Source organism: Dehalococcoidia bacterium, from assembly GCA_041649635.1.
Lineage (GTDB): Bacteria > Chloroflexota > Dehalococcoidia > E44-bin15 > E44-bin15 > JAYEHL01.
This window is the reverse complement of record JBAZMV010000001.1, coordinates 26,297-40,030: the sequence shown is the minus strand read 5'-3', so window position 1 is coordinate 40,030 and position 13,734 is coordinate 26,297. Positions and strand designations below refer to the sequence as shown.

Annotated in this window: 13 protein-coding genes; 10 read left to right on the top strand and 3 right to left on the bottom strand. The window is 53.3% G+C overall.

Going from position 1 to position 13,734, the window contains the following annotated elements:
• Positions 1–31: 31 nt before the first annotated feature.
• Positions 32–367, top strand: a complete 336-nt coding sequence (locus tag WC562_00200; GenBank protein MFA5054587.1) for a hypothetical protein — start codon at positions 32–34, stop codon at positions 365–367.
• Between the two features lie 168 nt (positions 368–535).
• Here WC562_00200 and WC562_00195 read toward each other — a convergent pair whose 3' ends face one another.
• Positions 536–1,306, bottom strand: a complete 771-nt coding sequence (locus WC562_00195) for an ABC transporter permease (GenBank protein MFA5054586.1) — start codon at positions 1,304–1,306, stop codon at positions 536–538.
• Entirely contained in the window at positions 1,293–2,060 is a 768-nt protein-coding gene (locus tag WC562_00190; GenBank protein MFA5054585.1) for an ABC transporter ATP-binding protein, read from the bottom strand. The genes WC562_00195 and WC562_00190 overlap by 14 nt, the downstream gene beginning before the upstream one ends.
• 263 nt (positions 2,061–2,323) lie before the next feature.
• Here WC562_00190 and WC562_00185 point away from each other — a divergent pair, with 263 nt between their 5' ends.
• The 3 genes from WC562_00185 to WC562_00175 are packed head-to-tail and all read left to right on the top strand — an operon-like array spanning position 2,324 to position 5,168.
• Entirely contained in the window at positions 2,324–2,779 is a 456-nt protein-coding gene (locus WC562_00185; protein ID MFA5054584.1) for a hypothetical protein, read from the top strand.
• 11 nt (positions 2,780–2,790) lie between these two features.
• Entirely contained in the window at positions 2,791–3,204 is a 414-nt protein-coding gene (locus WC562_00180; protein MFA5054583.1) for a hypothetical protein, read from the top strand.
• Between the two features lie 32 nt (positions 3,205–3,236).
• Entirely contained in the window at positions 3,237–5,168 is a 1,932-nt protein-coding gene (locus WC562_00175; protein ID MFA5054582.1) for an aldehyde ferredoxin oxidoreductase N-terminal domain-containing protein, read from the top strand.
• A 499-nt stretch (positions 5,169–5,667) separates the two neighbouring features.
• Here WC562_00175 and WC562_00170 read toward each other — a convergent pair whose 3' ends face one another.
• Positions 5,668–6,222 (bottom strand): transposase, encoded by a 555-nt coding sequence (locus tag WC562_00170; protein ID MFA5054581.1) that lies wholly within the window; start codon positions 6,220–6,222, stop codon positions 5,668–5,670.
• 153 nt (positions 6,223–6,375) lie between these two features.
• Here WC562_00170 and WC562_00165 point away from each other — a divergent pair, with 153 nt between their 5' ends.
• The 6 genes from WC562_00165 to WC562_00140 all read left to right on the top strand — a co-directional run bounded on the left by WC562_00165 (position 6,376) and on the right by WC562_00140 (position 13,505).
• The gene (locus WC562_00165) at positions 6,376–6,633 is read left to right on the top strand and encodes a hypothetical protein (protein MFA5054580.1); all 258 of its coding nucleotides are present in this window, start codon (positions 6,376–6,378) and stop codon (positions 6,631–6,633) included.
• Positions 6,634–6,968: 335 nt separating this feature from the next.
• Positions 6,969–8,768 (top strand): DNA repair protein RecN, encoded by a 1,800-nt coding sequence (gene recN, locus WC562_00160; protein MFA5054579.1) that lies wholly within the window; start codon positions 6,969–6,971, stop codon positions 8,766–8,768.
• A 227-nt stretch (positions 8,769–8,995) separates the two neighbouring features.
• Positions 8,996–9,808, top strand: a complete 813-nt coding sequence (locus WC562_00155) for an electron transfer flavoprotein subunit beta/FixA family protein (protein MFA5054578.1) — start codon at positions 8,996–8,998, stop codon at positions 9,806–9,808.
• A 24-nt stretch (positions 9,809–9,832) separates the two neighbouring features.
• Positions 9,833–11,179 carry an FAD-binding protein gene (locus WC562_00150; protein ID MFA5054577.1) on the top strand — a complete coding sequence of 449 codons (1,347 nt, stop codon included), beginning with the start codon at positions 9,833–9,835 and terminating at the stop codon, positions 11,177–11,179.
• Between the two features lie 33 nt (positions 11,180–11,212).
• Positions 11,213–13,201 (top strand): (Fe-S)-binding protein, encoded by a 1,989-nt coding sequence (locus WC562_00145; GenBank protein ID MFA5054576.1) that lies wholly within the window; start codon positions 11,213–11,215, stop codon positions 13,199–13,201.
• Positions 13,202–13,286: 85 nt separating this feature from the next.
• On the top strand, positions 13,287–13,505 hold the full coding sequence (locus WC562_00140; GenBank protein MFA5054575.1) for a NifU family protein: 219 nt from the start codon (positions 13,287–13,289) through the stop codon (positions 13,503–13,505).
• The last annotated feature ends 229 nt before the right edge of the window (positions 13,506–13,734 follow it).

Sequence of the window (13,734 nt, the reverse complement as noted above, 5' to 3'; positions counted from 1 at the left end):
ATTTTGGTCTAAGGGTTTAGGAGACAGACAGTTGGTTATCGATCTGAGCCGCGGCAACCTGTCGAGCGAGCCGAACAACGAAGTAATAATGAGGGGCATCATAGTAGAGCCGGTCAAATGGAACTACGAAGTCACCCTTTTTGATGTCGACGTTCGCGGCATATTAAGAGTCGCCCTGACGTGGCAGGCGCTGGTGTTCTTCGGTAAGAATATAGGCGGCCTGTTCGTCTATTTCAAGAGGCTTTTCACGCATGACCTTGGCGACAGAGAATATCTGAAGAAGTGCAAGGAAGATAAGGCGAAAGCCGATGAAAAAAAGGCGGCTGAAGCAGCCAGAGCAGCCGAGAGGGCTAAGACAACTGCCTAGTTATCTCCGTAAGATTCAATAGCTGAACGATATATCATATTGAAGCCGTTGAGCGGGCATACTCATTTTCGGGTATGCTCGCTTTTATTTTTGGTCTTATATATGTCGCGGAAGCAGAAGCGATTCGTGAATCCCCATGTTAAGTACCAAAATATTATCAGGATTCATCTAGCCGGACTGTCCCCGTCGCAGACCGGCGGCAGCCAGCACCGACATCACGATAACGAAGGCGGCGAGTATTCCTATATCAATAATCAGGTCGTGCTGTATCTGGCCGCTCGCTTTGAGGCCGGAAAGTATGGGCTCGGGGAGCATGATCTGGCGCATGCCGTCAACCCCGTACGTAAGGGGCAGGAATTTACCTATCCACTGAAGGATTGTATTCATCTGGTTCATGGGAAAGACTACGCCGCAGAGGAATATCTGGGGCACGATTATCAGCGGGATGAACTGCACCATCTGGAACTCGTTCTTGGCGAAGGCGGAGGCGAAGATGCCCAGGCAGACAGCCATAATGATTATCAGTATCAGGAACAGGAATATCCGCCACAGGCCGCCGGCGTATTCTATGTCCAGCGCATATATGGTGAAGAGGAGTATTATCAGCACCTGCGCCAGCGCGAAGATGAAGAATCCGAATATGTATCCCAGTACCATATCCAGTCGGGATACGGGTGAGGCCATCAGGCGCTCCAGCGTACCCTGTGAACGTTCGCGCAGGAAGCTGATCCCTGTGAGAAGGAAGGTGAAAAACAGGGCCATGGTTACGATAAGCGCAGGCGCGTATCTGTCAAGCACGCCTTCGCCCGACGGTAAGGCGTAGGTGATCAGAGACATGACGACGATTGGCACAATTACAATGAGCGCTATGGTGCGGCGGTCCCTTATAAGCTGGCGTATCAGGCGTGATGCCATCGCGAAAATGTTATTGGCTGACATTGCCCGCTTCCTTTCTCTGTACGAAGTACAGGAAGGATTCCTCGAGCGAGGCTTCGGGTGAGCCAGTGGCCTGTTTCAGCTCGCCGGGGCTTCCCTGGGCGATGACCTTGCCCTCTCTCAGAAATGCAAGCCTGTCGCAGTGGGCGGCGTCGTCCATGGTGTGGCTGGATATGATGATGGTGACGCCCTTCTTCGTCAGGCTCCTGAAATATTCCCAGAATTTCACGCGAAGCGCCGGGTCAACGCCCACGGTCGGCTCGTCGAGGAAGAGCAGACGCGGCTTATGCACGATGGCGCATGCCAGGCTGACGCGCTGTTTCATCCCGCCGCTGAGCTTACTGATCGAGTCCTTGCGCCGGGGCCACAGACCGACCATGGTTATGGCTTCCTTAACCAGCTTCTGCCGCTGCGCCTTGTTTTTAATGCCGTAGATGCGGGCGAAGAAGTCAACGTTCTGCGCAATCGACAACTCCGAGTACAGGGCGGGCAGCTGCGGCATATAACCGATATGCCGCGCCAGCTGTCGCGATGGGGTGCGTCCCAGGGTGCGTATTGCTCCTGAGTTGGGCTTGATCAATCCCACCAGCATACGGATGAAAGTGGTTTTCCCCGACCCGTTGGGGCCGAGCACGCCGAAGCTGATGCCGCGTGGTATCTCTATAGACACATTGTCGACAGCCTTAATCTTGCGATAGTTATAGGAGGCGTTTTTTGTCCGGATGGCCGGCTTCGCCGCACTTCGCGTTGTTACCATCGACTTCCCTCCTCTGTGTCTCTATAAAGGTATATGGATGTTTGGTTAATTATAGTGATATGCGATGCGCTTGCCAATAGGCGGAGTTATCCCCGCTATCCACTGTACGTTGATAAGAGTGTAGAGGCGGGTTTGAAACCCGCCCCTACGGGAACTATGATTCCGAACCACGCTGCAGGGTGAGGGTCAGGGTAACTAACACTTGGCAAACGCCAGTCTATCGTTTACTATTATGTACAGTCTTGATATATGAGGTATAGTAGATGATTTTCCATCTTGCCGTCTATATCGTGTGCGCCGTGGTGCTGGCCGTTGTCTTCGCCCTTTTCGAGATTCAGATCGAGGGCAAGCACGGCTGGGCGGAGAAGCTTCCATGCTGGCGGAAAGAAAAGGGGCTTATCGTCAAGCTGTCGGGCGGCCGTCCGGTTACAGGTTATCATATAGTGATGATAACCTTTGTAATCCTTATGTTTCACTTTCCCCTGCTGTTCGTTCGGTGGACGCTGGCTACTCATTTACTTATATTGGGATTGATGTTTCTTACGTTCCTGCTGGAGGATTTTTTCTGGTTCGTTTTTAATCCTCATTACGGGTTGAAGAACTTTAAGAAGGGGAAAATATGGTGGCATACGCAGTGGTGGGGGCCTGTGCCGAGCCTTTATTACTATATGGTCGCTACTTCTGTATTGCTTATAGTGCTCAGCCAAATGGTTGACTGAAAGGATGTGTTATGTTGAAGGTGACGGCGCAGGGAATCCATGAGTTAAAGAACATTCTGGAACAGATGAAGTGTTCGGGATGCGGCGAAGAGCATGAGCATGGCGGATCATGTTGCGGCGATGAGCCCGCGCATGCCGAATCGAGCTGCGGCAGCCACTGCGGCTGCGGGTGCGAGGGGCATGGCGATGCCGGCGAAGAGTTCGATATGAATAATATCGCCCTCAGGCTGGTGATAATGGGGGATCAGGGATTTGGCCTTATCCCCGACATCTTCAGGGATGGCGACCAGGCTATAGAGCAGGACGGCGCTAAAGTGCTGCTCGTGGATCAGGAGATCGCCAAGTCGGTCAAGGGGATGACGCTGGATTGCGTGGACGTCCCCGGCGGTCGCGCACTGACGTTTATCCCGGATCAGTCTAATTAACTTCTTCTTTTTCGAAACGGTCGAGGTGCTGAATGGCTGTTTATGGCTACAGCGGCAAGATATTAAGGGTCGATCTATCGTCGGGTAAAACATCAACCGTATCGACGGCTGATTATTCATCTCGATTTCTCGGCGGCAGGGGTATAGCCGCTAAGATTTACTGGGATGAGGTCTCCCCTTCCGTCGGCGCTCTCGATCCCGATAATCGATTGATTTTCATGACCGGGCCTCTCTGCGGTTTCCCCGGCCTCTCCGGCTCTCGCTGGGTCATCTGCGGCAAATCGCCCGCCACCGATCCGGAATCATTCACCTACTGCAACCTAGGCGGCAGCTGGGGCGCGCATCTCAAGTTCGCCGGATACGACGGCGTTGTAGTGCACGGCGCGTCGGATAAGCCGGTTTACATCTACGTCGAAGATGGGAACGTTTCGATACTGGATGCCTCGCATCTGTGGGGCAAGGGCAATATCGATACGCGGCGCGCTTTGAAGGAAGCTCACGGCGATACGGCGCGAGTGGTCTCCATCGGGCAGGCCGGCGAGAATTGTGTGCAGTTCTCGATAATCCTCGCCGATGACGATGCGTCCGGCTCGGGCGGCCTGGCTGCGTCCATGGGCTCCAAGAAGCTCAAGGCTATCGTGGTCAAGGGAAAGAATAAGCCCGTCGCCGCCAATCCCGAGGCGTTGAAACAGGTCTCACAGTACGCCCGCGAACTCACTAAGGGCATGCCGCTGGTGCAGAAAGATCTTACCCCGGGGCCCCGCATGAAGAAGATAGCCTGTTTCGGCTGCATACGCGGCTGCATCCGTTCCGAGGCCATGTCGAAAGACGGTACATTCCACAAATATATGTGCACGGCGGCCCAATTATATCAGGAGCCGGCAAAGCGCTATTACGGGCCGTGGAGCGCCGAGGCCGTCGACGTGCCGTTCCAGGCAACGATGATGTGCGACGATTACGGAATCGACACAAACTCTCTGCTGGCGATGATAATGTGGCTCGGGCGCTGCTACGCCAAAGGCGTGCTGAACGATGAGACCACCGGTATGCAGATAATGGAGATGGGCAGCATCGAGTTCATCGATAAAATGATAAAGATGATATCCCTGCGTGAGGGCTTCGGCGATGTCATGGCGAAAGGCACTATCAAAGCTGCCGAATCGCTCGGAGCCGCCGCCACTGAACAGATAACCTACTACGTGTCTAAGGCGGGACATATGACTCTGTACGACCCGCGCATATTCCTGGTTCACAGCCTGTTCTACGCCATGGAGCCGCGGATGCCGATCCAGCAGCTCCACGAGACGAGCCTGCCACTGTACAAATGGCTGGACTGGGTCGACGGGGTCACCACTTCTTACCTGTCGAGCGGTGTATTTCGCAAGCTGGCCAAAGTGTTCTGGGGTACGGAGACGGCCGCCGATTTCACCACCTACGATGGGAAGGCGCAGGCGGCCGTGAAGATACAGGACCGCCAGTACGCCCGCGAATGCCTGATCCTGTGCGATTTTCCCCTCAACAACGCGTCGAGCGTGATGTATTCCGACGACCACATCGGCGATCCCTCTCTTGACAGCAGGATGCTGGCCGCGGTCGTCGGCGGCGAGCCGGATGAGCAGGGACTCTATAGCGTCGGGGAACGAGTTTTTAACCTGCAGCGCGCTATCCTTGCGCGTGAGGGCCACCGCGGCCGCGCCGCGGACGTTCTCGATGATGTATTCTACACCCGCCCTATCAAGTTCATGGGACTTAACGTGGAGTGCAAGGTTCCCGGCAAAAACGGCGAGATCGCCTCACGCAAGAACACGGTGGTCGATAGAGAAAAGTTCGAGGCCATGAAGGACGAGTATTACAAGCTTCGCGGCTGGGATGCGGCCACCGGCTTGCAGACCAAAAAGCAGCTTGAAAGCATAGGGCTGGGGGATATTGTTAGCGAGATGGAGGAGCGGGGGCTGGTGGGGTAGATTAATTATATCCTAATATCGGAGTCACTGATTGTATTGAGTAAGAAGTCGAAGCTTTTATTAGGAATCATTAATATTTTGCCCTTGTTATATTTTATTTTGGTTTTCACCGTTTTACCATTTGTAGAACGTCTTCCCGCAATATTCTGGATTTTTCATATTTTGGTGGTTAGTTCGGGTGTATGGGTTACTTTCTTTAATATTTTCCATGCCATGGGGAATAAGGAACTTGGACAAGGGAAGAGGTTGACTTGGTCGGGTGTATTGCCATGGGTTATTATCTTTAATATTTTTCATGCCATGGGGAATAGGGAACTTGGACAAGGGAAGAGGTTGACTTGGATAGTCTTACTGATAGGCTTTTTCTTCATAACTAATCCAATATACTGGTATCTTCATATATGGAAATCACAGCAAAGGCTCGATTGGCGAGGGTTGAAGTAAGCTACCATCGAGATTGTCCAGTCATGCCGAGTAAAAGGCCGAACAGATATCATCGTTATGATGGTTTTACGTTTGGATTTTCCTCATCCGTATCCCATTTGGCCGGGTTGTCTACAATGTATTGCCGTATCTCGTTCAATTCAGCTTCGTTGCGAAGGACATGTTCGTAATAATTGCGTTGCCATAGTTTCTTAATACCGGTCTCAGGTGTCGCGTTGATTTGTTTTGTCGTCCGATATTTAAAATAACCGACGATGTCTCCCAATGTAGGGGCGCGGTCTTCGCGCCCACCATCACCGGACGATTTCGTCGTTTCATTAGGGCAGGAGGACCCTGCCCCTACAGTTTGGTAATTTTCGGGGTTCAATATTACGATTCCGTGAAAATGATTGGGCATGATAACACACTCATCCAATTCAATATCAGGGAACCTGGTTTTTAAATCCTGCCATTGCTTATCGATCATTCTGCCAACATCATTCAATTCTATCTGTCCATTTACAATTTCGCCAAATAAACACTCTCTGTCATGGGCGCATATTGTGATGAAATACGCACCGGATTGTGAATAATCGTATTCTTTCAAACGGATGGAATGGCGGTTTTTCATTTGTTGGATTATATGGGAATTAAGTATTTAAGGTCAATTACGCTCGACCTGTTTGAAAATATTGACAAACAGAACAAATCTATGAATAATCAGAGCAGCAGAAAATCCTCATTATAGCGCTGAGTATTTCGTCAAAAATATAAAGGAGGAATCATGAGCATCCAGGAAAGGCTTGATCAGCAGAAGGGAATAAATCCGCCTGACATATCCGGGACCGCGCAATTTTCCGAGGTAAGAAGGAAGCAGATAATCATCGGGAGGAACAGGGCTCATACGCCATCCGGCATCGGTCAGTTTTCCGAGGTAAGGCGGAAGCAAATAATCACCGGCAGAAACAGGGTTCCTCTTACAGCCGCTGAGGGCGCGCTTTCCGAGAGGGTCAGGAAGAATATAGTCCTTGTAAAGGGATAAGATACGGGTAAACAAAAAGCCCGCCAGCACGGCGGGCTTTTTTTATTTGGTAATGTAAGGCAGGCTGAGCTTACCATTATCGATTTCATGCTGTTGAAGGTGTTCTTCACCTTCAACAAAGTTGTCGGCGAGGTGAATCCTTCCATACAATGTTGATCATGGAAGGACACGCCGAGCAAAAGGATTTATTTTTCCAGACGCGGGTTCAATAATGAAGTGCAACATTTGGAGGAGCAGGGATGCAAAGCCGCTTGCCATATGGAGTTGTATATAAAAAGGTTTTGTGCCAAAATTTATCCCATGAATTACCGTGCGACGAATAGTCGGATGTCGGTATGGATTCCGGCTGGAGTTTACCCCGTACGCCGATACGGGGCCGGAATGACGAGGTGCAGCCGATGCTGGTCGAGTTGAAGGTGCGGGACTTCGGCATCATAGAGGATATGAGCTGGAGCCTCGGTCCCGGCTTGAACGTGATAACGGGCGAGACCGGCGCCGGCAAATCGCTGGTGGTCGACGCCATCGAGGCTCTGCTTTTAGGCAAGCTGGATGAGAGCGCCATCCGACACGGCGCCGACGAGGCCAGGATCGAAGGGGTCTTCTCTCTCGATCGTGAAGCCGACTATTCGCGGCTCGCCGTCATCTTAAAAGACAACGGAATCGATTACGACGACACGCTGGCGGTCAGTTGCGGGCTGAGGCGGCAGGGGCGTGGGGTGATAAGGATCAACGGGCAGGCGGTGACCAGGGGCCTGCTGCGTCAGGTGGGCGACCTGCTCATCGATATTCACGGCCAGAGCGAGCACCTGTCGCTGCTCAATATCGAAAATCACATCGATATGCTTGATGCGTATGCCCATACGATTGATTTAAGGAATAGCTTCGCTGAAAAGGCGGCTGAGCTGCGCCATGTGGAGCAGCAGCTTAAATCGCTGGCCGAAGCGCAGGAAAAGAGCGCCCAGCGCGAGGAGTTTCTGCGTTTCCAGATCGACGAGATCAAACAGTCGAAGCTCAAGGAGGGCGAGGAGGAGGCGCTGGCGCAGGAGCGCAGGGTTTTATCATCGACCGAGAAGCTGAAGGAGCTCTGCGACGAGGCCTACAATGCTCTCAGCGGCGGCGATTCCGGGAGCGAAGGCTCTGCTATGGAGCGCCTGAGCGAGTCGATTCGATCGTTAAAGAAATCGGTCGATATAGATGCTACACTGAAGCCCCAGCTCGATGTTCTCGAGGATGCGAATTATCGGTTGGAGGACGCGGCGCGCGAGATACGCTCATATGGCGAGACGCTGGAGCACGATCCGAAGCGCCTTGAGGAAGTCGAGGTTCGTTTGGACCTCATCGGCAGGCTCAAGAAGAAGTACGGACAGAGCGTGAGCGAGGTGCTCGCCTATCTCGATAAGGCCGAGCATGAGCTGGAAGCGATAACGCACTCGTCAGAGAAGCAGGGCGAGTTGGAGAAGCTCCGCGCGTCGCTCAGGGAGGAGATGGGAAAGCTGGCCGTTAAGCTGTCGCAGGCGCGGTCGAAGGCGGCTAAGAAGCTCATCGCCGCGGTTAAGGCCGAGCTCAAAGAATTGAACATGTCGCAGGTGGTTTTCGATGTCGCTATCACGCAGGAGGAAGCCGACGATGGACTGCCGTCGGGCGATGGTCAAAGTTACAGTTTCAACGACAAAGGTATCGATTATGTAGAGTTCATGACATCGACGAATCCGGGCGAGCCGGTGCAGCCTCTTGTTAAAATTGCATCCACGGGCGAGATGTCTCGTTTCACCCTCGCTTTGAAAAGCACCGTCTCCGGGGCCGATGATATACCGATAATGATATTCGATGAAATCGATATCGGTGTGGGCGGCAGGAGCGGCGAGGTCATCGGACGGAAGCTGTGGAACCTGGCTAGGAATCGGCAGGTTATCTGCATCACCCACCTGCCTCAGATAGCGGCCTATGCCGACGCGCATCACGTGGTGCACAAAGAGACGAATAAAGGCAGGACGGTCAGCGTTATCGAATCCGTTTCCGGCGAGGATCGATTTAAAGAAGTCGCTGTCATGCTGGCCGGGCCGAAACCCAATGATAGCTCCGTGAAAAGCGCAAAAGAATTCATCCGGAAGGCGGATGAGAGCAAGAGGTTATAGCATAACGGTCATTAGTCGGCTAATCCTTGTTTTAATCGTGATTTTCATTGACAAAGGAATATTAAAAACGCTAAAATTGGAAGGTTGTGTTTTTAAGTATATAAAAGAGTGAAATATAGCTATATAGAGATACTTTTATAGTGAACAGTCTGCTTTATATTCGCAAAAGCGTACCCCGGTTATTCTCTCCAGGTATTAACTCCATCCAATTAAGCGAGGTGTGACAAGTGTTAGTAGTAGTATGCATAAAACAGGTTCCTGACACCACGCAGGTGAAGACCGATCCGGTTACGGGGACATTGATTCGAGAAGGCGTGCCTTTCATCGTGAACCCGTTCGATACCCACGCGCTGGAGGAAGGCCTCAAGCTCAAGGATAAGTATGGCCTGCGCGTCGCGGCCATATCGATGGGGCCTCCGAACACGGAAGTTACCCTTAAAAAGGCTCTGTCCCTCGGCGTGGACGACGCCGTCCTGCTCAGCGACCGAGTATTCGGCGGCGCCGACACCCTGGCCACCAGCAAGGTGCTGGCAGAAGCCATCGCCAGGCTGGCTAAGGAGGAAGAGGTCGGTGTCGTGCTGTGCGGCAAGCAGAGCATAGATGGTGATACGGCGCAGGTAGGCCCCGGCATCGCGGCCAGGCTGCATTACACGCAGCTGACGCTGGTGGATCAGATTCAGGACTTCGACCCGAAGGCAAAGAAGGTCATAGTCAGGCGCAAGCTTGAGGGAAGGCATGAGATCGTTGAGGCTCCCCTGCCCGCGGTCATTTCCGTGGTGCGCGAGATAAATCAGCCCAGGTATCCCACTGTTCCCATGAAGCTCATGTCCCAGGATGCGCAGGTCAAGCTGTGGAACAACAGCGTGATGGAGCTGCCGGCAGAGCTAATCGGTCTCAACGGCTCGCCGACCCAGGTCAGGAAGATTTTCTCTCCCGAGCGGGCCAAGGGCGAGATACTCGGAGACGGCGTCGGCGATCCCGAGGGGGCGGCCGGAATGCTCATAGACGAGCTGCTCAAGAAAGACGTGATCTCAATATAAATATCGATTCGGATGTAGGGTGATATGGACGAAAAGAAAAAGAAAATAAAGAAACCGCGTGGCGTAGCCAGGCTCATACCGGGCAAGTGCATCGCTTGCGGCGCCCGTTGTCAGGTGGCCTGTCCCAAAGACGGCGTGGAGATGAACGATAAGGGCGAACCGGTTTTCAAGCCCGAGCTTTGTATCGGCTGCACCAAGTGCGTCAAGGTCTGCCCTTCCGGCGCTATAGAGATGTACCTCACCGATGAGGAGAAGAAGCTGCTGGCGGAGTGGGAGGCGCAGAGGGCCGCCGAGGGCGGGGCACCCAAGGCGGAGGAAGATGAAGAAGCAAAAGATGTCGCTCATCCGCAGTTAAAAGAATACAAGGGCGTCTGGGTTTTCGTTGAGCAGAGCGATGGCAATGCGGCCACGGTGGCATGGGAGCTGATGGGGATCGGCGGCGAGCTGGCTAAGAAGCTGAACGTTGAGTTGTGCGCCATCGTCATCGGCGATAACGTGAAACATCTCTGCGATGAGGCTTTCTCCTACGGGGCGTCCAAGGCGTATCTTGTCGACGATCCTGTCTATAAGAACTATCGCACCGAATCTTATTACAAGGCTGTGTGCCATCTGGTGCGCAAGTACAAACCTGAGATCGTGCTGGTGGGGGCGACCGGACTGGGCCGCGACCTGGCCGGGGCGGTGGCCACCGATCTGCTAACAGGACTGACGGCTGACTGCACGGGACTGGCCATTGACGATAAAGGATTCCTGATGCAGACCCGTCCCGCTTTCGGCGGCAATATCATGGCCACCATCATGACGGAGAGAACGAGGCCGCAGATGTCTACCGTGCGCCCGCATGTGATGCCGATGCCTCCATGCGACAAGGGGCTCAAAGGTACCATCATCGTCGAGCCGTCTCCGGTTAAAGAGAACGACATACTGGTAAAGGTACTTCAGATAATCGAGGACAGCAGGCAGGGAGCGGATGCGATAGATGTATCGGCTGCGGACGTTATCGTCGCGGGCGGACGCGGCATGCTCAGTAAAGAGAATTTCGGCATCCTGCAGGAGCTGGCCGACGAGCTGGGCGGCGTTGTCGGCTGCTCGCGCGCCGCGGTGGAGGCCGGGTTCATGCCCGTCGAACGCCAGGTGGGACAGACGGGCAAGACGGTGCGGCCCAAGATATACATCGCCTGCGCCATAAGCGGCGCCATTCAGCACCTGGTGGGCATGCAGGATTCGGATGTGATCATAGCGGTCAACAGGGATCACCACGCCCCGATATTCGAGGTTGCGACGTACGGGATCGTCGGCGACGTGTTCCAGGTGATACCGGCTATCACCAAGCGTCTCAAAAATTTGAAGCAACAAAAGGTGGCTTGCTAGGTTGTCGATCTTGATGTCTGTAAGGAGTTAACCGTGTCTGTAAGCACTGTGATATTTATAGTGGTATTCATAGCGGCGGTGACGCTGTTCATTTCGAGCTGCTATAGCCGTTTTCGACTTGTGGCTATGGGCAAGCCCGACAACCGCTTCAAAGAGATCGGCAGGCGCATATGGAACATGATCTATTACCCGTTCTCGCAGCGCTGCACCATCTCCCGCAGCTATCGCTTCGGCATCAACCACGCCCTGCTCTTCTGGAGCTTTATGCTGCTGCTCATCGCCAACACCGAGTTCCTGCTGCACGGTCTGGTGCCGAATACCATCGCCCTGTCGAAACTGCCTTCGGGAGCCTATCACGCGCTGGCCATGATATTCGATATTGTGTCGGTACTTGTACTGGTAGCCATCGTTGCCGCTGTTGCGCGGCGTTTCCTATTTCCGCCCAAGTTCATCGAGGCCAGAAGCCGCGACGCATTTATAATTTTAGGGCTCATCGCGACACTAATGATAGCGTTCTTCTTCACGCACGGCGGCGAGATCGCGCAGGGAGTTGAAGAGGCCGCGTCTTATATGCCGATATCGAATTTCGTCGGCACAACGATACTGGGTGGTGCTTCGCAGGGTGCAGCCGAGACGGTCGCGGACGTGTTCTGGTGGATACATGCGATCGTGCTTCTGTCGTTCCTCAACTACCTGCCCTACAGCAAGCATATGCATATTCTTACATCGATCCCGAACTGCTTCTTTCGCAGCATCGATAAAGTGACCACCCAGCCGCGCGAGGAGTTCGCGAAGGGCAATGTCTACGGCGCCGAGCGCGTCGATCAGCTTACATGGAAGGACCTGTTCGATTCGTACTCCTGCACCGAGTGCGGCCGCTGCTCCGATAACTGTCCGGCGGCAAATACGGGAAAGCAGCTGCAGCCGCGGCTGTTGATACATGATATCAAGGTGAATTTGCTTACAAACGGCCCCCTGCTGTTAAAAAAGGGCGAGCCGGTGTTGCCGCTGATAGGAGATCATCACGGCGGCAGCGTATCGGAACAGGTGCTCTGGGACTGTACCACCTGCGGCGCCTGCATGGAGGTCTGCCCTGTATTCATCGAGCACGTGCCGAAGATCGTGAACATGCGGCGGCATCTGGTTGAGATGAAGGCCAAGTTCCCTCACGAGCTGCATAATTTCTTCGAGAACATCGAAGGCCGCAGCAATCCGTGGGGCATAGCGCCTGAAAAGCGGGCGTCGTGGATTCAGGAAGCCGGCGCCGAGCTATTCGAATCAGGCAAGACCGAGTATCTGTTCTACGTGGGATGCGCCGGCGCGCTCGATTCGCGCAGCAAGCAGGTGACGCTGGCTACGACCAAGGTGCTCAATGCCGCCGGTGTCTCGTGGGGAGTCCTGGGCAAGGACGAGCTGTGCTGCGGCGACAGCCTGCGGCGTCTGGGCAACGAATTTGTCTTTGAGGATATGGCCAAGAAGAACGTCGCCTTATTTAAGGAGAAGGGCATCAAGAAGATAATTACGCAGTGTCCCCATTGCTTCAGCGCCTTCAAGAACGACTATCGGCAGTACGATGCTGATATCGAAGTCGTACATCATACCGAGTTTATCAATAGTCTGATTGAGCAGGGCAAGCTCAAGCTGAACGGCGGCGCTAGCCTGGGCAAGGTCGTTTTTCACGATTCATGCTATCTGGGGCGTTATAACTCGATCTACGATCAGCCGCGAAGTGCTGTTGCTGCCGCGACGGGACAGGCTCCCGCCGAGATGGATAAGAACAGGTCGAGGGCTTTCTGCTGCGGCGGAGGCGGAGGACGCATGTGGTTGGAGGAAAATGTCGGCGATCGTATTTATGTAGCCCGCACCGAACAGGCGCTGAAGCAGGAGCCGGATACGATCTGTACCTGTTGTCCTTATTGCATGACCATGTTCGAGGATGGTCTCAAGGATAAGAAGGTGGAGGACAAGGTCAAGGTCATGGACCTTTCAGAGATCGTGGCTGCCGCTTTGAAGCAGGGTTAGTTTCGAAAGTGGTACAATATAACTGGATGTTTGGGAATCGTCGGGTCGGTCGCTACTGCGGACTCGATAGTATGAGAGGAGAGTTATGAGGGATAAGGTGGAGGAAGCTTTAAAGAAGATAAGGCCTTCGCTTCAGGCTGACGGTGGAGATGTTGAACTGGTTGATGTTAAGGACGGCGTCGTGAGCGTGCGGCTCCAGGGCGCTTGCCACGGGTGCCCGATGGCGGCTATGACGTTGCAGCAGGGTATCGCCCGTATATTGAAGGAGCAGGTGCCTGAAGTTAAAGAAGTGGTATCCGTATAGTATCGTCATGAAGAGGGTATTTACATCGTCGATTTATCTGTAGTAAAATTTAACGGTGATTTGTCGACTATGGCTTACAGGCAGGGAGCGAATATTGTTTTCGCTCCTTTTTTAAAATACTTAATATTTTTATCAGGTATGGTCGGTAATACCGTCAGATTTGATAGCTTTCTTTCATAAAAGGTCTCGTTGGAAATTAGTAATTCTGGTAAAATATACAAAATGATAT